The organism is Nonomuraea sp. NPDC049725 (assembly GCF_040674795.1).
Taxonomy (GTDB): Bacteria; Actinomycetota; Actinomycetes; order Streptosporangiales; family Streptosporangiaceae; genus Nonomuraea; species Nonomuraea ceibae.
The window spans coordinates 303,280-325,443 of sequence record NZ_JBFANJ010000004.1; the positions used below are offsets into that span (position 1 = coordinate 303,280).

The following is a 22,164-nucleotide window of genomic DNA, read 5'->3' on the forward strand; positions in this document are numbered from 1 at the left end:
CAGCCTAGATGCGCGGCTCGCCGGCCGCCTGGAGGTAGGTGAGCACCGCCAGGACCCGCCGGTTGCCGTCCTCCGCCTGGAGTCCGAGCTTGGCGAAGATGTTGCCGATGTGCTTGACCACCGCGCCCTCGGTGACGTGCAGCCCGGCGGCGATGTGGCTGTTGCTCTCCCCGGCGGCCATGCGGCCCAGCACCTCGCGCTCGCGCTCGCTCAGCGTGTCGATGGCGCGCGGGCGGTTGGCGGCCATCAGGTGGCCGATGACCTTGGGGTCGATGACGATCCCGCCGCCCGCGATGACGTCGAGCGAGTGCATGAAGTCGGTCACGCGCCCCACGCGGTCCTTCAGCAGGTAGCCGACGCCGCCCCGGGGCTCGGCGATGAGCTTGGCCGCGTAGGCGTCGCCGAGATACTGCGACAGAACCAGGACGCCGATGCCCGGATGGGCGGCGCGGATCTCCAGGGCGGCGCGCAGCCCGTCGTCGAGGTTGCGCGGCGGCATCCGCACGTCGGTGATCACCACGTCGGGGCGGTGCTCGGCGACGGCCCGCAGCAGCTCGTCGGCGTCCTCGACGGCGCTGACGACCTCGTGGCCGAAGCGCTGGAGCAGGGCGACCAGCCCTTCCCTCATCAGGGCCGCGTCCTCGGCGATCACCACACGCATGATCCCATTGTCGCTCATCGAGGGCGGGGGATGTCGGCGACGATCCTCGTGGGGCCGCCGGGCGGGCTGTCCACGACGAGGTCGCCGGAGAGCATCGCAGCCCGCTCGTACATGCCGACGATCCCGGTCCCGCGCGCCGAGCTGGCGCCGCCGAGGCCGTCGTCGGTGACGGTCAGCACGATGCGGTCGCCGGGAGCGGCCAGCGTGACGTGGATCCGGTCGGGCATGGCGTGCTTGACGGCGTTGGCGACGGCCTCGCTGGCGATGTAGTAGAGCGACGACTCGACCGGCAGCGGGAGCCGCCCGACGCCGTCGGCCTCGACCGTGGCGGGCACCGGCATGCGGTGCCCGAGCTCGCGCAGCGCGGCCCCGAGCCCGTCGTCGATCAGCGTGCGGGGGCGCAGCCCGTGCACGACGTCGCGCAGGGTGTCGAGGGCCAGCTCGTTCTCGCGCCTGACGGCCTCCAGCGACTCCAGCGCGGCGTCCTGCCGGGGCCCGGCGGGGATGGACTCGCGCAGCTCCAGTTCGAGCATGCCGAGGCGCATCGCGGCGGTGGCCAGGTGCTGCTGGGTGCCGTCGTGCAGGTCGCGCTCGATGCGCTGCCGCTCGCCCTCGAACCGCTCCAGCTCGGCGATGTTGGCCCTGGCCAGCGACGTCACCTGCGACTGAAGCTCGTCCATCCGGGGGGAGAGCAGCGTCGTGGCCAGGAAGCTCTGCCCGCAGGCGAGCAGGGTCGAGACGTACGGCAGCGCCACGGTGGCGAGGAGGCTGGCGGCGAGCGCGAGCGTGAGCTCCAGCGGCTCGGGCCGCGTCTGCCATTCGATCGCGGTGAACACGACGAGCGCCACGACCACCCAGAGCACCGACAGGGCGGCCGCCACGGCGAGGAACACGACGGACAGCAGCCCGGTCGCGAGCTGCACCACCGCGAAGGCCACCTCCCGCCAGAACATCGGCTGCTGGAGCCTGGCGAGCCCGCCCGGGCCCGGCGGCCGGGGGATGGCCTCGAACCCGGCCAGCCGCACCATCCGGCGTTCGATCCTGGCCATGTACGCGGCCCAGAACGGGAACAGCAGCGGCAGGCTGACGGCCACGACCCCCGGCGCCCACAGCAGGGCGTGGACGAGGGTGTAGACCAGGCCACGCCACGGCCAGCGCGACGTCAGGAACCTGAAGGGGGAGCCGCGGAGCGCGGACCAGGCGTTGGACATGTCGTGCAGCCTATGGAGAACGGACATCTCCGGTCAGTGAGGGCACGAGGAGCCTTCAGGTGGACTTTCCCCTACCCCAAAACCCCACAAAGAGGATCATCCATATGCAAACATGATCTCGCTTCGTTCCCGATGAAAGGACGTACCACGTGCGTAAGAAGGCCCTCGCCCTGGCAGCCATGCTCGGCGCCGGCACGGTCCTCCTGCACCCGGCGCCGGCGATGGCCGCCGCCTACACCCCTGAGGCCGCGTGCGCCGAGCAGTCCGGACGGGGCGGCTGGACGCATGTGAGCGACAACAAGCGTGCGGTGAAGCACCGCGGCTCGACGTGGGGTTACGTCTATCTGATGTGGAACCGCGCCAGCCAGCAGAACTGCGTCGCCATGATCAAGACCAGGTACGCCGGCAAGTCCACCTACACCCAGGCGATCCTCAAGGTGCAGGGCGGCGGCGCGTACCGTGACCCGGGCACGCTGACGGCCAGGACGTACAAGTACTACGCCGCCGCCATCGGCTACGGCAAGGGCCAGTGCGTCGACTTCGAGGGCAGGACGACCAACGGCACGCGGAACTACGCCACCGCCGTCGGAAAGCGCGGCAGGCTCGCCAACTGCGGCTGACCTCCGCCGCGGGCATCCTGCGTGTACGCTGCGCGGATGCTGAAGCTGGACCGGTTGGTGAACGTGCTGGGAGGCTACGGCGCGCGGCTGCGGCTGGCGCCCGCCTCCCGGGGCGTCGAGCTGCGCAGCGTCGTCGTCCACGATCCGGCCGACGACCGGCCGGCCGGCGGTGACGTGTACCTGGCGGTGGGCGTGGAGTCGACCGCCGAGGCGATCCGGCTGGCCCGCGCCGCCAGAGCCGTCGTGGTGCTGGTCCGCGAGGGCGTCCCGGGCGACGACGAGGCGCTGACCGGCGCCCGCGACGCCGGGATGGCCGTGCTCGCCGTCGACCCCGAGGTGTCCTGGAGCCAGCTCCTCGGCGTGGTGTACGGCCTGGTCCTGGAGGGACGCGAGACCGAGGCGGGCCGCGGCCCGACCGACCTGTTCGCCTTCGCCGACACGCTGGCCGGCGAGCTGGGCAACCCGGTGACGATCGAGGACCAGATGTCGCGGGTGCTGGCCTACTCGGGCTCCCAGCAGAGCTCCGACCCGGTCCGGCTGGAGACGATCCTGGGCCGCCGGGTGCCCGACTCGATGCGGCGGCTGCTGGCGCGCAAAGGGGTCTTCCGCCACCTGGCGACCTCCGACGAGCCGGTGTTCGTGGCGCCGTCGCCGGAGCACGGGCTGCGCGGCCGGATGGTGGTGGCCGTGCGGGCCGGGCGCGAGCTGCTGGGGTCGATCTGGGTGGAGTGCGAGCGTCCGCTGGAGGGCGCGCCGCTGACCGTGCTGGCCGACGGCGCCCGGGCCGTCGCGCTGCACCTGCTGCGCTCGCGGGTGAGCGCCGATCTGGAGCGGCAGGTGGAGTCCGACCTGGTCATCCAGTTGCTGGAGGGCACCGCCGACGCCCCCGCGCTGATCAGCCGGCTGGGGCTGCCCGGTGGCCAGTTCCGGGTGATCGCGTTGCAGGCGCACGTCGGCGAGGAGGCGCACGCCGCGATCCTGATGGCGTTCGAGCGGGCCACGACCGGGTTCGGCTGGTCGCGGCCGGGGCGCAGCGCGCTGTTCGGCAACACGCTCTACACGGTGCTGCCCAGCGGCGGCGAGCCGACGCCCGCCCGCGACTGGGTGGCCGCGATCGCGCACGTGCTGCCGCGCCGGGTCACGCTGATGGCCGGGGTCGGCGGCCCGGCCGTGCCCGCGCAGCTGCCCGCCAGCAGGCAGGAGGCGGACGAGAGCCTGGCCCTGCGCGCCGCCCGGCCCGACGGCGACCTGGCCGTGGTCTACGACGAGTCGTGGGACGCGATCCTGCTCCAGCGGCTGCGCGCGGCGGCGTCGGCGGGCCGCACCCCGGCGCGCGGTCCCGTCGCCGAGCTGACCAGGCACGACGCCGAGCACGGCACCCGCTACATCGAGACGCTGCGCGCCTGGCTGGAGGCGCAGGGCGATCTGGCCGTGGCCGCCACCCGGCTCGGCGTGCACCCGAACACCGTGCGCTACCGGTTCAGGAAGATGACCGCGATCACCGATCTGGGCCTCGACCAGCCGGAGAAGCGACTGGCGATGATCATCGCGTTGGCCGCCGCGTCGCCCTAGCCGGGCCGCGTTGTCCTGGCCGGACAAACGACGGCCCCCCGGTTGTCGCACGCAGATGAACCGTTCTCGCGTCCTACGGGCGATCCTGCAGGTGTAACGCGACAGAGCGGAGAGGGTGGCAATGCGTATCGACGGCGGGCCGCGAACGGCAGTGGTGATCGGCGCCGGTGTGGTGGGCCTGTCCACCGCCTGGTTCCTGCAGGAGCGCGGCGTCGAGGTGACCGTGGTCGACCGTGACGGGGTCGCCGCCGGTTCCTCCTGGGGCAACGCGGGCTGGCTGTCGCCCGGCCTGGCCATCCCGCTCAACGAGCCCGGCGTGCTCCGCTACGGCCTGCGCTCCCTGCTCGACCGGGACGCGCCGCTGCACGTGCCGACGACGCCCGACGTGGGGCTGTGGGCGTTCCTGACCCGGTTCGCGCTGCACTGCAACTGGAAGGACTGGGGCCGCGCCGTCCGGGCCAACCTCCCGTTCAACGAGGAGTGCCTGGAGGCGTTCGACGTCCTCACCGCCAGCGGCGTCGAGGCCCCCACCGTCGAGGCGCCGATCATGGCTGCCTTCCGCACCCCGAAGCAGGCCGTCTCGCTGCTGCACGAGCTGCGCCGCATCAACGACTCCGGGCTGGAGATCCGCTACGCCGCCTTCGAGGGCGCCGAGCTGCGCAAGCAGGCTCCGCAGCTCTCCGTGCAGGCAGAGGCGGGCATCCGGCTCGACGGGCAGCGTTACGTCGACCCGGGCGCGTTCACCCACGCGCTGGCCGACGCCGTCACCGCGCGCGGCGGCGTCATCCGCGACGGCTTCACCGTGACCGGCGTGGACCAGGAGGGCGGCAAGCAGGTCGTGCGCGCCGCCAATGGCGACACCGTCAAGGCCGACGCCGTCGTGCTCGCCACCGGCGCCTGGCTGAACCGGCTCGCCAAGGAGTGGGGCGTGCGGACCCAGGTACGCGCCGGGCGCGGCTACTCCTTCACCGTGCCGACGGACGAGCCGGTGCGCGGCCCGATCTACCTGCCCGCCGTGCGTGTCGCCTGCACCCCGTACCAGGGCAAGCTGCGCGTCGCGGGCACGATGGAGTTCCGCGACCCGGACGCCCCGCTCTTCCAGCGCCGCGTGGACGCGATCATCGCCTCCGCCAAGCCGCTGCTGACCGGCGTGCACTGGGAGGAGCGCACCGACACGTGGGTGGGCCCGCGTCCCGTCACCCCCGACGGCATGCCGCTGATCGGCGCCACCCGGGTGCCCGGCATCTACGTCGCGGGCGGCCACGGCATGTGGGGCCTGACCCACGGCCCGGCCACCGGCCGCATGCTCGCCGAGCAGATCACCACGGGCAAGCAGCCCGAGGCGCTGCGGGCGTTTGACCCGACTCGCTGACTTCCTGTCACATTGCGGGCCTCTTGTGTCTCTAATGGGAGTAGGCATTCCCGAGAGCGAGAGGCCCAACATGTTAGAGGTGATCGGCGCGGGGTTCCCGCGCACCGGGACGAGCTCGATGAAGGCCGCGCTGGAGCGGCTGGGGTTCGGGCCCTGCTTCCACATGTTCGACGTCATGACCAAGCCGGGCATCGCCGAGCGCTGGGCGCCGCTGGCCGGCGATGCCCAGCCCGACTGGGCCCGGGTGTTCGACGGCTACCGCTCCTCCCAGGACTGGCCGGCCTCCCACTTCTACCGCTCCCAGGCCGAGGCGTTCCCCGACGCCAAGGTCGTCCTGACCGTACGCGACCCGCACGCCTGGTACGTGAGCATGGGCACGCTCATGGCCGAGGGCCCCGGCCGCGAGCTGCCGCCCGACCTGCCCGAGGCCGCCGCGGCGGTGTTCGGCAGGATGGACCTGATCACTCCGCTCCTCACCGAGATCGGGCGGGACGTGTTCGGCCTCGACGACTGGACCTTCACCGACGGCATGCCGGAGGAGAAGGTCGCGCTGGCCGCCTTCGAGCGGCACGTGGACAAGGCCAGGGCGAGCCTGCCGGCGGACCGGCTGCTGGTCTTCGACGTGCGCGAGGGCTGGGAGCCGCTGTGCCGCTTCCTCCGCCGTGACGTCCCCGACGAGCCGTTCCCGCACCTCAACGACGCCAAGGCGATGGCCGCCACGCTCGACAGGCTGGTGCGGGAGGGCGTCATCGAGCCGCGCTAGGCGGCCGGCCGGTCGCCGAGCGGACGGCGGCGCAGAGCCGGGTCCGTGAGCGACGGAGGGCGCCACGCCCCGTCCGGCTGGTACAGGTTCACGCCGGGCGGGACGATCTCGTCGATGCGGTCCAGCGCCGCGTCGTCGAGGACGAGCGAGGCGCCCTTCAGGCTCGCTTCGAGCTGGGCCGGCGTGCGCGGCCCGATGATCACGGACGTGACGGCGGGATGCGCCAGCGGGAACGCCGTGGCCAGCTCCGGCAGCGTGCAGCCGAGGTCGCCGGCCAGCTCGATCAGCCGCTCGACGGCGTCCAGCTTGACCTGGTTCTCCGGGATCGCCGGGTCGAACCGGGCCGGGGTGATGCGGGCCCGGCCGCTGGACAGGTCGATCGGCCCGCCCTTGCGGATCCGGCCCGTCAGGAACCCCGACGCCAGCGGGCTCCACGTCAGCACGCCCATCCCGTACCTCTGGCACGTCGGCAGCACCGACGCCTCCACGCCGCGCGCCAGCAGCGAGTACGGCGGTTGCTCGGTGCGGAAGCGCGCCAGCCCGCGCCGCTCGGCCACGTGGTGCGACTCGGCGATCTGCTCCGCCGGGAACGTCGAGCAGCCGAACGCCCGGATCTTCCCCTCCCGCACCAGGTCGCCGAGCACGCCCAGCGTCTCCTCGACGTCGGTCGTGCGGTCCGGCCGGTGCACCTGGTACAGGTCGATCCAGTCGGTGCGCAGCCGCCGCAGGCTGTCCTCGACCGCCATGACGATCCACCGCCGCGAGTTGCCGCCCCGGTTGCGCCCCTCGCCCATCGGGAAGTGCACCTTCGTGGCCAGGACCACCTCGTCGCGCCGCCCGGCCAGCGCCTTGCCGACGATCTCCTCCGACTCGCCCGCCGAGTACATGTCGGCCGTGTCGACGAAGTTGACGCCCGCGTCGAGCGCCGTGTGGATGATCCTGGCGCACTCGTCGTGGTCCTGGTTGGCCACGAAGCCGAACATCATCGTCCCCAGGCAGTGCGTGCTCACCTCGATGCCGGTGCCGCCGAGAGCGCGGTAACGCATGGTCCCTCCAAGAGTCCGGTACGTGGTCCGCACGCTAGGAGTTAGAGTCGGCTCTAGGTCAAACTGGACACCATGCTGACCATCTCGCAGGTCGCCGAGCGCACCGGCCTGAGCGTGCACGCCCTGCGCTTCTACGAGCAAGAGGGCATCCTGGCCCACCCCGTCGAGCGTGACGCCGGAGGCCGCCGCGTCTACACCGAGGACCACGTCGACTGGCTCGGCATGTGCGTGCTCCTGCGCGCCTCCGGAATGCCGCTGCCCGACATCCGCCGCTACACCGAGCTGGTCCGCCAGGGCCCCGGCACCGAGGACGAGCGCCTGGAGCTGATGCGCGCCCACCAGGAGCGGGTGAGCGGCCAGATCGAGGAGCTCACCCGCTGCCTGGACCTCATCACGTTCAAGGTCGGCGTGTACGAGGACCGCGTCGCCGACTCGCCCGGCCGGGCGTGCGGCGTCTCACGGCTGTGATCACCAGTTGGCCGGCAGCCCCGGCGTCGTGGCGGGCAGCGCGTGGCCCGGCGGGTGGATGACGTACACCACGCCGCCGCTGCTGGAGCTGCGCAGCCACACGTTCTCGAAGTCGGCCCGCGGGTAGACCCGGCGCACCGCGTCGTTGCTGGACGAGGCCGGGTCGTTGGCGATCACGTCGCCGTTCTCGGTGAAGCCGACGACCACCATGATGTGCCCGTCCGTCCCGTACCCGGCGCCGGGCAGCTCGCCCTTCTTGAACGACTGCGAGGTGATCACCGGGATGCCCGCGCCGACCAGCTTCTCCAGCTCCGTCAGCGTCCGCAGCCGCGTCACGAACCCGTCCACGCCGTAGCGGCCCGCGTAGGCGACGTTGAACGGCCAGTTGCCCGCGCCCTGATAGGCGTGGTCGTAGGTGTAGCGCGCCGCGTGGTCGACCTCCGGGTTCGGGTCCGACGGGTCCACCCAGGCGGTGTCCTGCGCGCTCGGCCACCGGCCCCAGTAGCCCAGCACCATCGTGGTCGAGGACGGGCTGCACCACGCCTGGCCGCCGCCGTCCCACTCCGGGTAGTGGCCCGAGTGGATGCTCTGCGAGCGGCGCGGCACGTCCAGCTCCGTGCCCCACGCGCCGCCGCCGGGGCTCACCGGGACCCTCTTGCGCTCCGGGACGTGCGAGGCCATCGCGCCCAGCGTGCGCACCCGTGGCGTCACCGCCGAGCCCGGCGTCCGGTAGAGGGTGACGCGGAGCTGGTAGGCGTCGATCAGCCGGCCGTCGGCGGCCACCAGCGTGTCGACGGCCACGTTCGCGTCGGCGTCGCCCTGGCCGGGCACCGACGTGCGGCGGATGTCGCCCTCGCCGTAGGCCCAGCGGCCCAGCACGTACCACTTCGTCAGCCCGGCGGCGTGCCGGGCGCGTGCCTCGACCTGCATCCAGCTCCCGGCCGGGATGTCGGCCGTCCAGGAGGCGATCAGCTCGGTCGCGCCGAAGCCCGTCTGCCGTTCGGGCCCGGTCCAGCGGGCGTACTCCCAGGTCCGGGTGCCGAGGGCGTCGGTGTAGGAGGCGGTGCCCGCGACGCTCGCGAACGACAGCCCGTCGCCGGCGGTGGTGCCCTCCGCGGTGCCGCCGGCGAAGTCGGCCCGCTGGTAGACGACGTCGGCTTGGCCCGCCGCGGGCTTCGCCGCGGCGACGGCCTGGCCCGTGGGCGCGGTGAGCGCCGTGGCCAGCACGACGGTGGAGAGGAACGCGGTCAACGTACGCATGTACCCACCTTCACGGACGGCGTTCGAACCGGCAGACAGTAAGCACGGCGGGTATGGGAACGCATCGGCAAATGTACGTAACTAGCGCTTGGGGCCCTTGCCGTGGTCGGTCTTCTTCCTGGCCTGACCGGGGGGCTGGTCGGGCCGTTGCCGGTCGGACGAGTTCGCGGCCCGGCGGGGGCGCGCATGGGACGTCTCGCCGGCCTGGGTCGTCGTGTCCGACTGCGTGGTCCTGCTCTGGGGCGTCGCTTCCGACGGGGTGGCCGGTTCCGACGGGGTCGGTTCCGACGGGGTCGGTTCCGACGGGGTCGGTTCCGAAGTGGTCGGTTCCGATGGGGGCGCGTCCGACGGGGTCGTCTGCGGGCGCGTCGTCTCCGGCGCCGGCTCGGCCGTGGCGGTGACCGTCGCGGTGGCCGTGGCGGTCGCGGTGGTGGTGGGGTGCGGGGCGGGCACGGGCGGGCCCGCCACGGGGGTGGCGCTCCACGACGTGGCGGCCACGACGATCCCGGCCAGCGCCAGCAGCCCCGCCGTCTCCCGCCGCCGCCCACCGGCGCACCAGCGCCGCCCGCGGCCCGTCCGCTGTGCGGCGGCCCCGCCCGTCGGCCGGTCGGGCGGCGCGGGCTCGGACTTGCCCAGCAGGGCGGTCAGCTGCGCGTGCGCCTCGGCGGCGCCGGTGCGGCGTTCGGGGTCCTTCTCCAGCAGCCCGCCGATCAGCGGCGCCAGCTCACCGGCCCGCTCGAACGGGTCCGGGCGGGTGCTCACGACCGCGCTCAGCGTGGCCAGCTCGCTGCTGTGCCGGTACGGCGCCCGGCCCTCCACCGCCGCGTACAGCGTCGCCCCCAGCGACCACAGGTCGCTCAGCGCCGTGGACGGCCCGCCGCCGGCCCGCTCGGGCGCGATGTAGGCCGGCGTGCCCACGACCACGCCGGGCCGGCCCGACGACGGCTCGCCGTCCAGCGTCGTCGCCAGCCCGAAGTCCGTCAGGATGGCGTGCCCCTCGGAGGTGAGCAGGATGTTGCCCGGCTTCACGTCCCGGTGCAGCACCCCCGAGGCGTGCGCGTAGCGGAGCGCGGCCAGCACCTCCAGCCCGATGCGCGTCACGGTCGGCACGGCCAGCGGGCCCCGGTCGGCGATCATCCGGGCCAGGCTGCTCGACGGCACGTACTGCATGACGATCCACGGCCGCTCGCCGGCCAGCACCACGTCGTGGACGGCGGCGATGTTCGGGTGCGTCAGCTTGGCGGCGATGCGCGCCTCCCGCATCGTGTCGGCCGCCCGCTGCCCGGCGGCCGTCACCTCCTTGATCGCGACCTCACGGTCGAGGAGCTCGTCGCGGGCCCGCCACACGGCGCCCATGCCGCCCTCTCCCAGCTTCGAGAGCAACCGGTAGCGCCCGCCCAGTAACCACCCTTCCAAGGACATGTCACTGGCTTACCCGATCAACGGACATCACGCAACGCATTCGTACGAGTACTGGAAGGTCGTCTGAAGCTATGGAAAGGTAGGTGAAATGGCTCCAAGGATCGCGACGGCCAGCCGGGTGGAGCTGCCCGAGCTGCTCGACTTCCTCCGTCCCCGGCACCACGGCCTGCTGTCGACCACCCGCGCCGACGGCCGCCCGCAGCTCTCGCCCGTCACCTGCGGGGTCGACGGTGACGGCCGGATCGTGATCTCCACCTATCCGGACCGCGCCAAGGCCGTCAACGCGCGCCGCGACGACCGCGTGTCGATCTGCGTGCTGTCGGACGACTGGGACGGCCCGTACGTGCAGGTCGACGGCCGGGCCGAGGTGCTCGACATGCCGGAGGCGCTGGAGGGCCTGGTCGAGTACTTCAGGTGCATCTCCGGCGAGCATCCCGACTGGGACGAGTACCGCGAGGCCATGCGCCGCCAGGACAAGTCGCTGATCCGCGTGCGCATCGAACGCTGGGGCCCGATCGCGACCGGCGGCTTCCCGGCGCGGCTCAGCCCGCCCGCTCCTTGAGGTAGTCGCGCAGGACGACCGCCTGGTTGTGCTCGGTGTCCTTGGCGCCGTAGAGCAGCGTCACCCGGCCCTTCGCGGCGGCGTCGAGCAGCGGCCGGACGGCGTCGTCGCGCCCGGCCAGCTCCTCGCGGTAGCGCTCGGCGAACTCGGCGAACCGCTCGGGCCGGTGCCCGAACCACTTGCGCAGCTCGGTCGAGGGCGCCGCGTCCCGCGCCCAGCCGTCGAGCCGGAGGTCATCCTTGCGCACCCCGCGCGGCCACATCCGGTCCACCAGGAACACCGCGCCCTCGGCCGGCTCGTGGTCGTAGACGCGCTGGATCTCGATCGGTCCCATGCTCTGGATGATGCCCCTGACCCCGGGAGCCGTACGTGTCCGCCATGCCGTGGGGAGGTTTTCCGGCACCGGGCTCGGATAGGAGGCAGGCCCGGATCAAGCGACAGACAGGGGGCCGACATGGGCGCCGACGACAAGATCTCGAACAAGGCCGAAGAGCTGAAGGGCAGGGCCAAGGAGGGCGTGGGCCGGGCGACCGACGACGAACGCCTCGAGGCCGAGGGCCGCGCCGACCGCAGCAAGGGCAAGGTCAAGCAGGCGGGCGAGAAGGCGAAGGACGCCGCCCGCAACGTCAAGGACGCCTTCAAGCACTGAGGCACAGCACCGCCTCAAGCGCTGGGGCACTGCCTCAAGCACTGAGGCACGCGATGCACCTGGGGCCGGGGAGGGCTCGCCGTACCAAGGCGAAACACCTCCCCGGCCCCTTCCGTGTGCTTGACGTTCTTGACGGGCCCGCGGGCCGGGTTCCACGGTGACGCTCAGGCGCTCCACAAGGTCGCGGCGGCAGGCCGGACCGTTTCCCCGCAAAGGCTGGATTCACCGCATTTTCCCTCCGGGCATTTGATCACCTAGCCCATTTCCGCCCATTTACCGCAACAAAAAGGAACGGGTGGGACCGGTCAAGTCTTCTTTGGCCGAAGTGATTGGGGTGATTTACGGGTATATCAGGACTAGTGTCCCTTTAGGGCACTAGAAACAGGGGGAGGAGAAATGACTCTCATTCAGAGTGGTTACCGGTCCCACTGCTACCGTCGCCGCTGCTGTCGGCGCCGCCGTTACTACGGTGGCTGCCGTCGTAGGCGGTGGTGGTGGTAAGAGAACGCCGTGAGAGTCGGCGGGCCGACCGCCGTCTCTCATTCTCTTTTCCTAGGCGGGGAGACCGTCCGGCGCTCGCGCCGGCGGTCTCCCTCCGCCGCACCTTCCGTGAATTCTGGCCCAACACCCGCGGCCTGCGCTGGTTGCTCGCCGCGGGCGTCGTTTTCGCCGCGGTCGCCGCGCTCTGCGAAGTCGCGGCGATCGGCCTGTTCGGCCGGATCACCGATGAAGTGCTCACCACCCGCGACCTCGGCGCGTTCTGGGGGCCCGCGCTCACCTGGCTCGGCCTCGCCGCCGTCGCCGGCGTCGCCTCGCTCACCGGCACGTACGCGACCGCCGTCGGCGCCGAACGTTTCCTGCTGAGCCTGCGTGACCGGGTGTTCACCCACATCCAGACGCTCTCGCCTGATTACGGGGAGAACCGCCGCCTCGGCGACCTCATGGCCAGGCTCACGGACGACATCGAGGCCATCGAAGAGCTGATGGGATCGGGCCTGGTCAAGCTGTTCACCACGGCCGCCAGCGTCGTCTTCTTCGCCGGCGCCGCCTTCTACGTCCGCTGGGACCTGGCCCTGATCACGATGGCGCTGGTCCCCGCCTTCCTCGTGGTGTCGAAGATGTTCGCCTCCCGCTTCAGGGTGGCCTCGGCGCGCGAGCGCTCCAGCAACGGCGAGATGAACAGCGTCATCGAGGAGGGGCTGGCCAACCAGGCGCTCGTCCAGTCCTACAACCGCCAGTCCGCCGAATCGGCCCGGCTGCACGCGACCGGCCGAGGCTGGCTGCGCGCCAACCTGTCGCAGGCGTGGCTCGCCGGCCTGTACGGTCCCGCCGTCCAGGTGCTGGAGACCGTCTGCCTCATCGTCATCCTGGGCGTCGGCGCGTGGGAGATCGCCGCCGGACGGCTCACGCTGGGCGGCCTGCTGGCCTTCGCCGCGTACCTGGCCATGCTCTACCCGGCCGTGCAGAGCCTCGGCGAGATCGCGCTCACCGTGTCGGAGGCTGCGGCCGGCTCCGACCGCGTCATGGAGGTGCTCAGGACCAGGCCCGCCGTCGAGGACGCCCCCGGCGCCCGGCCGCTGCCCGGCCGCGCCGCCGGCCGCGTCGGCTTCGAGCACGTCGGCTTCCGCTATCCCGGCCGCAGACGGCCCGCCCTCCAGAACCTGTCGTTCACCGCCGAACCAGGCGAGCTCGTCGTGCTCACCGGACCCAGCGGCGCGGGCAAGTCGACGCTGGCCAAGCTGCTGCTGCGGTTCTACGACCCCGACACCGGCCGCGTGCTGCTCGACGGCCACGACATCCGCGAGCTCACCAGGGCGTCGCTGCGCGACAACATCACGATCCTGCACCAGGAGATGCTGCTGTTCTCGGGGACCGTACGCGACAACATCGCCTACGGCCGGCCGGACGCCACCCACGACGAGGTCATCCGCGCCGCCGAGCTCGCCGGGGTGCACGACTTCGTCAGGACCCTGCCCCGGGGGTACGACTCCCAGGTCGGGCAGCGGGGCAGACTGCTGTCCGGGGGGCAGCGGCAGCGCGTGGCCATCGCCAGGGCGATCCTGCGCGACGCCCCCGTGCTCGTCCTCGACGAGCCGATGACCGGCCTCGACCAGGCCACGGCCACGCGCATCATGGAGCCGCTGCGGCGGCTCATGGCCGGCCGGACCACCATCCTCATCACCCACGACCTGCGTCACCTGCCACAGGACGCACGCGTGATCGAGCTGGAGCCGGCCGGCCGGGAGAGCCGGATCCGCCTGAAGCGGCTCGGGGCTCAGCGGGAGAGCCCGAGGCTGTTGAGCAGCCCGGTGACGCCGATGTTGTCCAGCAGCGAGGACGAAGCCGACGGCGTCGACGGTGCCGCCGGTGCCGAGGACGAGCGCGGCGCGGTCGTCGTCGCCGACGAGGCCGGACGGTTCCACGGGCCCGTCCACGGGCCGGTCCACGGGCCGTAGGGCTGCTGCCACTGCGGACGGTAGGAGTGCGGCCAGTTCGAACGGTAGGAGTCGGCCCAGTGCGGGTGGTAGGCGCCGTACCGGCGGTTGTACTCCTCGCACCACGGCGCCGTGATCAGCCCACGGACGTGCCCGTTCACGTTGACCGTGCCCACCGGGCCGGTGCGCCTGGCGGTGGCGTCCGCGTTCGAGTTCGAGTCGAAGACCTGGCCCATCAGCGCGTGGACGTAGCCGTTGATCTCGGCCCACTCCTCGGCGGTCGGCTGCCTGTCGTAGCTGATCCGTACGCCGTCACGGCCGTACTCGTCGTCGGTCAGGTACTGGACCAGCTCGTCGTCGCCGATCACGTCACGCAGCGGCGAGTGCGGCAGGTACGTGGCGTTCGCGCACCACTCCCTGAGCCGGTCGTCGTAGTCGTCGGCAGCGGCAGGCGCGGCCATCAACGTGACGCCGGTGGCCGTCGCTGCGAGTGCGGTGATGACGTGCTTGTACATGGGTGCCCCCTGCGGGTGGTGATCTGATCATCCGCAGTGGTCAGTACCCATAGTGAGCTTTCAACTACTCCATGGTTGGATCTGGCCGTCTTTACCCGGACTGCCGTCGTCCGAGCGGAACGCGTACTCTGCTGCCCATGCGTGAACGGGTCATCGACGGCCGCTTCGAGCTGCGCGAACGGCTCGGCGGCGGCGGCATGGGTCTGGTGTGGCGGGCCTGGGACACCGCCCTGCACCGCGACGTCGCGCTCAAGGAAGTGCGGCCGCCCGACCCGGCCATGGACGAGCACGACCCGGCCCTGGCCCGCGAGCTGCGCGCCCGCGTGCTGCGCGAGGCCCGCGCGCTGGCCCGGCTCAACCACCCGCACGTCGCCACCATCCACCACATCGTCGACGAGGGCACGGACACGTACCCGTGGCTCGTCATGGAGCTCGTCACCGGCGGCTCGCTCCAGGACCGGCTCGCCCACGGCCCGATGCCCCCCGCGGAGGTCGCGCGGCTCGGCCGCGAGGTGCTGTCGGCGCTGCGCGCGGCCCACGCCGTCGGCATCCAGCACCGCGACGTCAAGCCCGCCAACGTCCTGCTCCGCTCCGACGGGCGCTCCGTCCTGACGGACTTCGGCATCGCCGCCGTACGCGAGGCGCCCAGCCTGACGGCTACCGGGTCGTTCATCGGCTCGCCCGAATACATGGCGCCCGAGCGCATCAACGGGCACGAGGGCGACCCGGCCTCCGACCTGTGGTCGCTCGGCATGATGCTGTACGTGGCGGTCGAGGGCCGGCATCCGTTGCGCCGCGCCACCACGCTGGCGACGCTCGCGGCGGTGCTCAACCAGGAGGTGCCGCCGCCGGAACGGGCCGGGGCGCTCGGGCCCGCCCTGATGGCGCTGCTCAACCGCGACCCGTCGGCCCGCCCCGGCCCCGAGACCCTCGACCACCTCCTGACCGTCGCCACCGACGCCCCCTCGGCCCCCGGGGACCGGCCGTTCGGCGGCGCCCCGCCGGTCGAGGCGCCGACCCACCCCCCGGGCGGCCCTTACGGCCACCAGCCCGCAGGCAGCTCGCCGACGCATCCGCCCGGGCCCTTCGGGGGCACGCCGTACCCGCCTCCCCGGGGAGCGATGACGCATCCCCCCGGCCGGCCCTACGGCGGCCCGCCGGCCCCCGCGCCCTACGGGCTGCCGACCCAGGAACGGACCGCGGGGAAGCGGAAGACCGGCAGGATCGTCGGCGCGATCTCGGCCGCCGCCGTCGTGGCCGTCGCCGCCGTCGTCTGGACGCAACTCCCCTCCTCGACCGGCGACCCCCAGCAGCGGCCCGAAGATGCCGCCACCCTCGCCGCCCCCGACCGCACCCCCACCGAGGACCCGGAGCCGGAGGAGGAGACCACCACCCCCACCCCCCGCGCCGTCAACCTGCACACCGAGGCGGGCATGCGCGACCTGATCAAGGCCATGAAGCCCGTCATCGGCGGCACCAAGGTCTACGGCCTCACCGTCTACCCCACCTACGCCTCCGCCGAGGCCCCCGCGAAGGCCCGCAAGGGCGCCTACGACCGCTACTTCTACCGCGACGGCGTCGTCACCAAGCAGGAGGGCTTCGGCCACACCACGAAGTCCCCCGCCGTGGACCTGGAATCGTTCGACTGGAGCGTCCTCCCCGCCCTGTTCCGCAAGGCGCCGAAGGCCCTGAACGTCCCCAAACCCACCTCCCGCTACCTCATCGTCGACACCGACTTCCCGTTCACCGGCGCCACCCGGCAGGTCCTGCTCGTCTACCTGAGCGACGAGTACGACGGCGGCTACCTGGTCGCCGACCGCAAGGGCAAGATCCTCAAGACGAACCCCGCAGGATAACCCCGTTTGACGGCTACCGCCCCATCGGGCCGGCCCGCCAGAATCGGACGTATGCCCGCATCTCGGCGTCGAACGCGCCCCCTCCGGCAGAACGACCCGCGGGAGATCGCCGGATACGCCCTGCGCGCACGGCTCGGCGAAGGCGGGCAGGGCGTCGTCTACCTGGGCGAGGGCCCCGACGGCCAGGAGGTGGCCGTCAAGCTCCTGCACGCCCGCTTCGACCATGACGCCGAGGCCCGGCGCTACTTCACCCGCGAACTGGCCGCCCTCCAGCGGGTGGCGCCGTTCTGCACCGCCCGCGTCCTGGAAGCCGACCCCGACGCCGACCCGCCGTACGTGGTCAGCGAGTACGTCGACGGGCCGTCACTGCAGGCGGCGGTGCACGAGCGCGGCGTGCTCTCCGGGGCCGACCTCGACCGGCTCGCCGTCGCCACCGCCACCGCGCTCGGCGCCATCCACGCGGCGGGCGTGGTGCACCGCGACTTCAAACCCGCCAACGTGCTGCTCGCCGCCGACGGGCCCCGCGTGATCGACTTCGTCATCGCCCGGCGGTTCGACGCCACCGCCGGACCGGCCAGCGGCGTCGTCGGCACGCCCTCGTACATGTCGCCCGAGCAGCTCTCCGGGCACCCGGCCGGGCCCGAGCTGGACCTGTTCGCATGGGCGTGCACGATCGCGTACGCGGCCAACGGGCAACCGCCATTCGGGCACGAGCCGCTCCCTGCGGTGATCAACCGGATCCTCAACGCCGACCCCGACCTCGGCCGCCTCGCCGGCCCCCTGCGCGGCCACGTAGCCGCCTGCCTCCACAAGGACCCCGCCCACCGCCCCACGGCCGCCCAACTCCTCACCGCCCTCCTCACCCACACCCCCGCCGGCCCCCGCCACCCGGCCCTCCCACCCCGACGGGACACAAACCCACCCCGGAACACCGCACCCCCTTCGGAACCGGCACCCCTTCCAGGCGCGCACGCTCCTTCGGGAGGTCACGCTCCCGCAGGGGGTCACGCTCCTGCGGGCGGTCATGCCCGTACGCCGGCCGGTACCCCGTACTCGCTTCCTCCGCCCTCGGGGACGCCCGCTCCCGTGGGAGGGGCGTCCCTTCCAGGGGGTGGCGGTCGCTCGGGAGGCCAGGTCCCGTCAGGGGGATACGCCCCGCCGGGGGCCGGGCCCGGTTCGGGAGGGGCGACCCCAGCCGGGGCCGGGCCTCGGGCGGGTGGGCCGTCGGAGGGGGCGTCCTATCCGGCTGGTCACAGCGCTTCGGGGCCGGGGACGTGGGGGGCGGTGGGGCCGGTCACGCGGCCGGGGAGGAGGCGCCGGGGGCTGCTGGTGGGCGCGGTGGCGGCGGCGGTCGCGGTGCTGGCCGGGGTCGTGGTCGTGGTGACCAATCTGACCGGAGGCGCCGGGACGACGACGAGCTCGCCGTCCGCGTCCACGGGGAACGCGGTGGTGCGGTCGCCGAGGCTCGGCCTGGAGTTCTGGCAGGGGAACGCCGCCGCCCCGCTGGCGCTCACCGACCTGGCCGCCCCGGTCACCAGGGTCTCCTTGCAGGCGGCCCCGTTCGAGCTGCGCTTCCCCCGCGTGCCCGAGGAGCGCGCGGTGCAGGTGTGCGCCTGGATGGACGATTCGGTGTTCGACATCACGGACGGCGCCAAGACGGCCGATCACCGGTGTTTCGCCCCGGGCACCGGCATGGCGGACTTCGAGCACGGCTCCGGCACCCTGTTCCTCAACGACGAGGGTCACAACTATCTGATCGGCGACCGGGTGACCCGCCATTCGGACACCCAGGACAAGGTGCTGGTCTCGTCGATCTTCCAGGGCGACACGCAGCAGCCGATCGCGGAGCAGCGGGGTGACCTGTATCTGACGGTGTTCGTGGACCACGACGGCGACCAGGTCTTCAAACAGGCCGGTGCGGGCGAGTACGAGTACCTGGTCCTGGACTTCCCGGGCTGAAATTTTCAGCGGAACGCCGCAGGTCACCCTTCCCGGGCGCGTTCGTTGGTTGACGGCCGGTCGGGGGCGTGGGATCAATCAGGGAAAGCGCTTACCCGAAGGGAGCGGACGTGTTACGTCAACTCTTGCGCCGCCTGTCCGTGGCCGCCACCGCCGTGGTGACGGCACTGACGGGCGCCCTGGCCGTGCTGCCACCGCCGGTCCAGGCCGCCACCGTGGACACCGGCGCCTGGTACGTCCTGGTGAACCGGCACAGCGGCAAGGCCCTGGACCTGTACGACTTCGCCACCGCCGACGGCGCCCCGATCGTGCAGTGGGCGCGCAACGACGGCAACCAGCAGCAGTGGCGGTTCGTGAGCTCCGGCGACGGCTACTACCGGCTCAAGTCCCGGCACAGCGGCAAGGTGCTCGACGTCTACGAGTGGAACGCCGAAGGCGGCGCGCAGATCGTCCAGTGGGCCGATCTGAACGGCTGGAACCAGCAGTTCCGCCTGGCCGACTCCGACGGCGGGCACGTACGCCTGATCAACCGCCACAGCGGCAAGGCCCTGGAGGCGTGGGAGTGGGCCACCAGCGACGGCGCCCGCGTCTCCCAGTGGGACGACCTGAACGGCGCCAACCAGCAGTGGCGGCTGGTCAAGCTCGGCTCCGGCGACAGCGGAGGCGGCGACGGCAGCGGCGCGTGGCCGTCCGACACCGGCAGCGTCCACCAGACGGAGACGCGCGAGGTCGGCACGTTCTTCGACGGCGGCATGAAGCGCTACTACGGCATCGGCGACGGCGGGCAGGGCGAGAGCCAGGACCCGATGTTCGTGGTGGCGAACGGCGGCACCATCCAGAACGTGATCATCGACGCCCCGGCCGGCGACGGCATCCACTGCGAGGGCTCGTGCACGATCCGCAACGTGTGGTGGAACGACGTGGGCGAGGACGCCGCCACGTTCAAGAGCTCCAGCTCCTCGGCGCGCTACCTGGTCGAGGGCGGCGGCGCGAAGTCGGGCTCCGACAAGGTGTTCCAGCACAACGGCGCGGGCACGGTGACGATCCGCGACTTCCAGGTGCACAGCTCGGGCAAGCTCTATCGGGCGTGCGGCAACTGCTCCAGCTCCTACCAGCGGCACGTGGTCATGGACGGCGTCACCGCCCGGTCCACGAAGGTGCTGGCCGGAATCAACACCAACTGGGGTGACACGGCCAGGTTCAGCCGGATCACGGTGTACGGGAGCGCGACGATCTGCGAGAAGTACCGGGGCGTTCCGAAGGGGAGTGAGCCCGAGAAGATCGGCTCCGGTGCGGACGGGGTCAACTGCCTCTACTCCTCCTCCGACATCACCTACAGATAGCTCCCGGTACGCGCCGGGAGAGGCGTCCTTTCCCGGCGCGTTGCGTTAGCGGTAACACGTAGCGGAATTCCCTACTGTCTCTGTGGGATACTGAGCGCATGGGCTCGGACACGACCCGCGCGCGCACACCCCTCGACGCCGCCGTCGAGGCGGCACGGTGGATCCGGTCGGCCGCCGTCGACGACGGCCGGGGGCGGCGGCACTGGGCGGCCAACCCCGACCCGGGCGGCCGGGCGGCCGTCCCCGCCGAGCCCGCGTCCCTCTACGCGGGGGCGGCGGGCATCGTGCTCTTCTTCCTCGAACTGGCCGACGCCACCGGTGACGAGACGTACCTGGAAGACGCTCGCGCCGGGGCCCGCTACCTGGCGGCCGGGTGGCGTGACCAGCCGGATCTGACCCTCTACCACGGCCTGGCGGGCACGGTGGTGGCGCTCGCCGAGGCAGGCTGGGCGCTGGGCGACGGCGGGTTCGAGGAGGAGGCCGCGGCTGCCGCCGCCCGCATCGCCGCCGCCGCCCGCCCGCTGCCCGGCGGGCCCGGCTGGACCGGCGACCCGGCGCAGCGGGGTGACGGCGGCATCGTGCTCGCCCTGCTTCGCGCGGCCACCGCGCTCGGCGTGCGCGCGTGCGAGGACGTGGCCCTGGAGGCGGGCGCCCGCATCGCCGGCCTCGCCGTCCCCGGTCACCGCTTCGGCGCCCCACCCCCTCCGTCCCCTCCGCCTTCGCCCGCTCGCCCGCCGCACCATGAGCCGCCCCGCCCGCCGCAGTCCGCTGAAGGGACGCCGCCAGGGCGCCCCGGCGAGGCCCCCACGCCCCACGACGCCCACACGCCCGACGAGCCCTTGAGGCGCGCCGACCCCGCTGAGCCGCCGGCCTCCTCCGGGCGCGCCGACCCCCGTGAGGCGCCCCCGCCCGCGGGGAGGCCCGTTGACGATCGGACGGGGGAGTCCGAGGGCGGGGATCGGGCGGCGTTGCCGGCGGACGCGGTGGCGCCCGGGTTCCTGGCGGGGACGGCGGGGACGGCGTTCTTGCTGGCCAGGCTGTACGGGGCGACCGGGGACATGCGGTTCCTGGAGGCGGCGCGGCGGGGGGCCGGGTTCGTGCGGGAGGTGAGCGTGGTGGCGGGGCGGTGCGCGGTGGTGCCGCATCACGTGCCGCAGGCCAGGGAGCTGCACTATCTGGGGTTCTGTTCGGGCTCGGCGGGGGTGGCCCGGATGTTCCACGAGCTTCACCGGGTGGGGGGCGATCCGGGGGATCTCGACTGGGTGGAGCGGCTGGCGCACGGCGTGGTCGAGAGCGAGGTGCCGCAGCGGCGTACGCCGGGGTTCTGGAACGCGGCATGCCAGTGCTGCGGGGCGGCCGGGCTGCTTGAGCTGTTCGTGGGGCTGTGGGCGGCTTCGGGGCGGCAGGCGTACCTGGATCACGCGCAGGCGCTCGCCGAGCATCTGATCGGGACCGCCGACGGGTCGGGTGGCCGGGGGCTGCGCTGGTATCAGGCGTACCGGCGGCTGCGGCCGGGCGAGCTGACGGCCGACACGGGCTACATGGTGGGCGCGGCGGGCATCGGCGCCGCCCTGCTGCACCTGGACGCGGCGCTGCGTCCGAGGGAGGGACGCCGGGTGATCCTGCTGCCCGACAACCCGTTCCCGCCTGCGCGTCTTCAATTCCTATAAAACGAGTAGGAAATGTTGACTTAGCGGACGCCGCGACGTACGTTTCCGGTATGAGCCAGGGACTCAACCTGACCAGGCGCCCGCACGTGGACTTCGGTCACGTCGCCAGCGCGCAGTGTCGTTGATCACGACCCAGCCACGCCTTTCTCCCCGTGAGGACATTCTCGTGATCGATCTTGACCCTTTTCCCGGCGACATCCACTGGTACGACCTCCCCGACGACGAAGCGGACCCGGAGGAGGACCGATGACGGAAACGCTGCCCGGCCCCGTCGTCGACGCCGACCGCTTCCGCCAGGCCCTCGCCGTGCACGCCGCCGGCGTCGTGGTGATCACCGCGCAGAACGCGGGCGTCCCCGTCGGCCTGACCGCCACCTCCTTCTCCTCCGTCAGCCTCGAACCACCCCTCGTCTCCTTCTACGTGGACCGTTCCTCGACCACCTGGCCCGCCCTGCGCGCGGCCGGTCACTTCGCCGTCAACGTGCTGGCCGGTGACCAGGCCGACGTGGCGTCCAGGTTCGCCCGCAAGGGCGTCGACCGGTTCGCCGAGCCCACCCGCTGGCGGCCCGGCCCGCTGGGCGCGCCGCTGCTGCTCGACGTGTCCGCCCATCTGGTGTGCCTGCCGTACGAGATCCGCGACGTGGGGGATCACGTGCTGGTCGTGGGCCTGGTGGCGGAGGCCGGAGTGCGGTCCGCCGCCCGCCCCCTGCTCTACCACCAGGGCCGGTTCGGCCGCTTCACCGCCCACCCCTGAGGAAGCCCCCGTGACCACTGACACCGT

Annotated in this window: 19 protein-coding genes; 13 read left to right on the plus strand and 6 right to left on the minus strand. The window is 72.6% G+C overall.

The window, feature by feature from the left end:
• Positions 1 to 4 precede the first annotated feature (4 nt).
• Both AB0J53_RS12575 and AB0J53_RS12580 read right to left on the minus strand, forming a co-directional pair.
• The gene (locus tag AB0J53_RS12575; protein ID WP_364171465.1) at positions 5 to 661 is read right to left on the minus strand and encodes a response regulator transcription factor; all 657 of its coding nucleotides are present in this window, start codon (positions 659 to 661) and stop codon (positions 5 to 7) included.
• Positions 662 to 675: 14 nt separating this feature from the next.
• Positions 676 to 1,872 carry a histidine kinase gene (locus tag AB0J53_RS12580; RefSeq protein WP_364171467.1) on the minus strand — a complete coding sequence of 399 codons (1,197 nt, stop codon included), beginning with the start codon at positions 1,870 to 1,872 and terminating at the stop codon, positions 676 to 678.
• Between the two features lie 149 nt (positions 1,873 to 2,021).
• Here AB0J53_RS12580 and AB0J53_RS12585 point away from each other — a divergent pair, with 149 nt between their 5' ends.
• From AB0J53_RS12585 to AB0J53_RS12600, 4 genes are all read left to right on the plus strand, one after another.
• A complete protein-coding gene (locus AB0J53_RS12585; RefSeq protein WP_364171469.1) occupies positions 2,022 to 2,492 on the plus strand; it encodes a hypothetical protein in 471 nt (156 codons plus the stop codon).
• Between the two features lie 36 nt (positions 2,493 to 2,528).
• Positions 2,529 to 4,064 (plus strand): helix-turn-helix domain-containing protein, encoded by a 1,536-nt coding sequence (locus tag AB0J53_RS12590; RefSeq protein WP_364171471.1) that lies wholly within the window; start codon positions 2,529 to 2,531, stop codon positions 4,062 to 4,064.
• Between the two features lie 121 nt (positions 4,065 to 4,185).
• Positions 4,186 to 5,436 carry an FAD-dependent oxidoreductase gene (locus tag AB0J53_RS12595; RefSeq protein WP_364171473.1) on the plus strand — a complete coding sequence of 417 codons (1,251 nt, stop codon included), beginning with the start codon at positions 4,186 to 4,188 and terminating at the stop codon, positions 5,434 to 5,436.
• Between the two features lie 70 nt (positions 5,437 to 5,506).
• Positions 5,507 to 6,199, plus strand: a complete 693-nt coding sequence (locus AB0J53_RS12600; protein ID WP_364171475.1) for a sulfotransferase family protein — start codon at positions 5,507 to 5,509, stop codon at positions 6,197 to 6,199.
• On the opposite strand, the gene AB0J53_RS12605 is transcribed toward AB0J53_RS12600, so the two are convergent.
• Entirely contained in the window at positions 6,196 to 7,245 is a 1,050-nt protein-coding gene (locus AB0J53_RS12605; RefSeq protein WP_364171477.1) for an aldo/keto reductase, read from the minus strand. The two genes, AB0J53_RS12600 and AB0J53_RS12605, sit on opposite strands and share 4 nt — an antisense overlap.
• 72 nt (positions 7,246 to 7,317) lie before the next feature.
• On the opposite strand from AB0J53_RS12605, the gene AB0J53_RS12610 reads away from it, so the two are divergent.
• Complete coding sequence (locus tag AB0J53_RS12610; protein ID WP_219508501.1) at positions 7,318 to 7,713, plus strand: MerR family transcriptional regulator; 396 nt, start codon at positions 7,318 to 7,320, stop codon at positions 7,711 to 7,713.
• Here AB0J53_RS12610 and AB0J53_RS12615 read toward each other — a convergent pair whose 3' ends face one another.
• Positions 7,714 to 8,973, minus strand: a complete 1,260-nt coding sequence (locus AB0J53_RS12615; protein WP_364171479.1) for a C39 family peptidase — start codon at positions 8,971 to 8,973, stop codon at positions 7,714 to 7,716.
• 81 nt (positions 8,974 to 9,054) lie between these two features.
• Positions 9,055 to 10,395: a protein kinase gene (locus tag AB0J53_RS12620; protein ID WP_364171481.1), complete on the minus strand. Its 1,341-nt coding sequence runs from the start codon at positions 10,393 to 10,395 to the stop codon at positions 9,055 to 9,057.
• Positions 10,396 to 10,483: 88 nt separating this feature from the next.
• Here AB0J53_RS12620 and AB0J53_RS12625 point away from each other — a divergent pair, with 88 nt between their 5' ends.
• Positions 10,484 to 10,957: a PPOX class F420-dependent oxidoreductase gene (locus AB0J53_RS12625; protein WP_219508504.1), complete on the plus strand. Its 474-nt coding sequence runs from the start codon at positions 10,484 to 10,486 to the stop codon at positions 10,955 to 10,957.
• Here the strand turns inward: AB0J53_RS12625 and AB0J53_RS12630 are convergent.
• Positions 10,938 to 11,291, minus strand: a complete 354-nt coding sequence (locus AB0J53_RS12630) for a DUF488 family protein (RefSeq protein WP_364171484.1) — start codon at positions 11,289 to 11,291, stop codon at positions 10,938 to 10,940. The genes AB0J53_RS12625 and AB0J53_RS12630 overlap by 20 nt on opposite strands.
• Positions 11,292 to 11,411: 120 nt before the next feature.
• Here AB0J53_RS12630 and AB0J53_RS12635 point away from each other — a divergent pair, with 120 nt between their 5' ends.
• From AB0J53_RS12635 to AB0J53_RS12665, 7 genes are all read left to right on the plus strand, one after another.
• Complete coding sequence (locus AB0J53_RS12635) at positions 11,412 to 11,606, plus strand: CsbD family protein (RefSeq protein WP_219508506.1); 195 nt, start codon at positions 11,412 to 11,414, stop codon at positions 11,604 to 11,606.
• A gap of 644 nt (positions 11,607 to 12,250) precedes the next feature.
• Positions 12,251 to 14,062: an ABC transporter transmembrane domain-containing protein gene (locus AB0J53_RS12640; protein ID WP_364171486.1), complete on the plus strand. Its 1,812-nt coding sequence runs from the start codon at positions 12,251 to 12,253 to the stop codon at positions 14,060 to 14,062.
• A gap of 631 nt (positions 14,063 to 14,693) precedes the next feature.
• A complete protein-coding gene (locus AB0J53_RS12645) occupies positions 14,694 to 16,412 on the plus strand; it encodes a serine/threonine-protein kinase (RefSeq protein WP_364171488.1) in 1,719 nt (572 codons plus the stop codon).
• Between the two features lie 51 nt (positions 16,413 to 16,463).
• Positions 16,464 to 18,371, plus strand: coding sequence for a protein kinase (locus AB0J53_RS12650; protein WP_364171490.1), 1,908 nt, complete (start codon positions 16,464 to 16,466; stop codon positions 18,369 to 18,371).
• 110 nt (positions 18,372 to 18,481) lie between these two features.
• Positions 18,482 to 19,714 (plus strand): pectate lyase, encoded by a 1,233-nt coding sequence (locus tag AB0J53_RS12655; RefSeq protein ID WP_364171492.1) that lies wholly within the window; start codon positions 18,482 to 18,484, stop codon positions 19,712 to 19,714.
• A gap of 98 nt (positions 19,715 to 19,812) precedes the next feature.
• The gene (locus AB0J53_RS12660; RefSeq protein WP_364171494.1) at positions 19,813 to 21,384 is read left to right on the plus strand and encodes a lanthionine synthetase LanC family protein; all 1,572 of its coding nucleotides are present in this window, start codon (positions 19,813 to 19,815) and stop codon (positions 21,382 to 21,384) included.
• A gap of 246 nt (positions 21,385 to 21,630) precedes the next feature.
• Positions 21,631 to 22,137 (plus strand): flavin reductase family protein, encoded by a 507-nt coding sequence (locus AB0J53_RS12665; RefSeq protein WP_219508510.1) that lies wholly within the window; start codon positions 21,631 to 21,633, stop codon positions 22,135 to 22,137.
• The last annotated feature ends 27 nt before the right edge of the window (positions 22,138 to 22,164 follow it).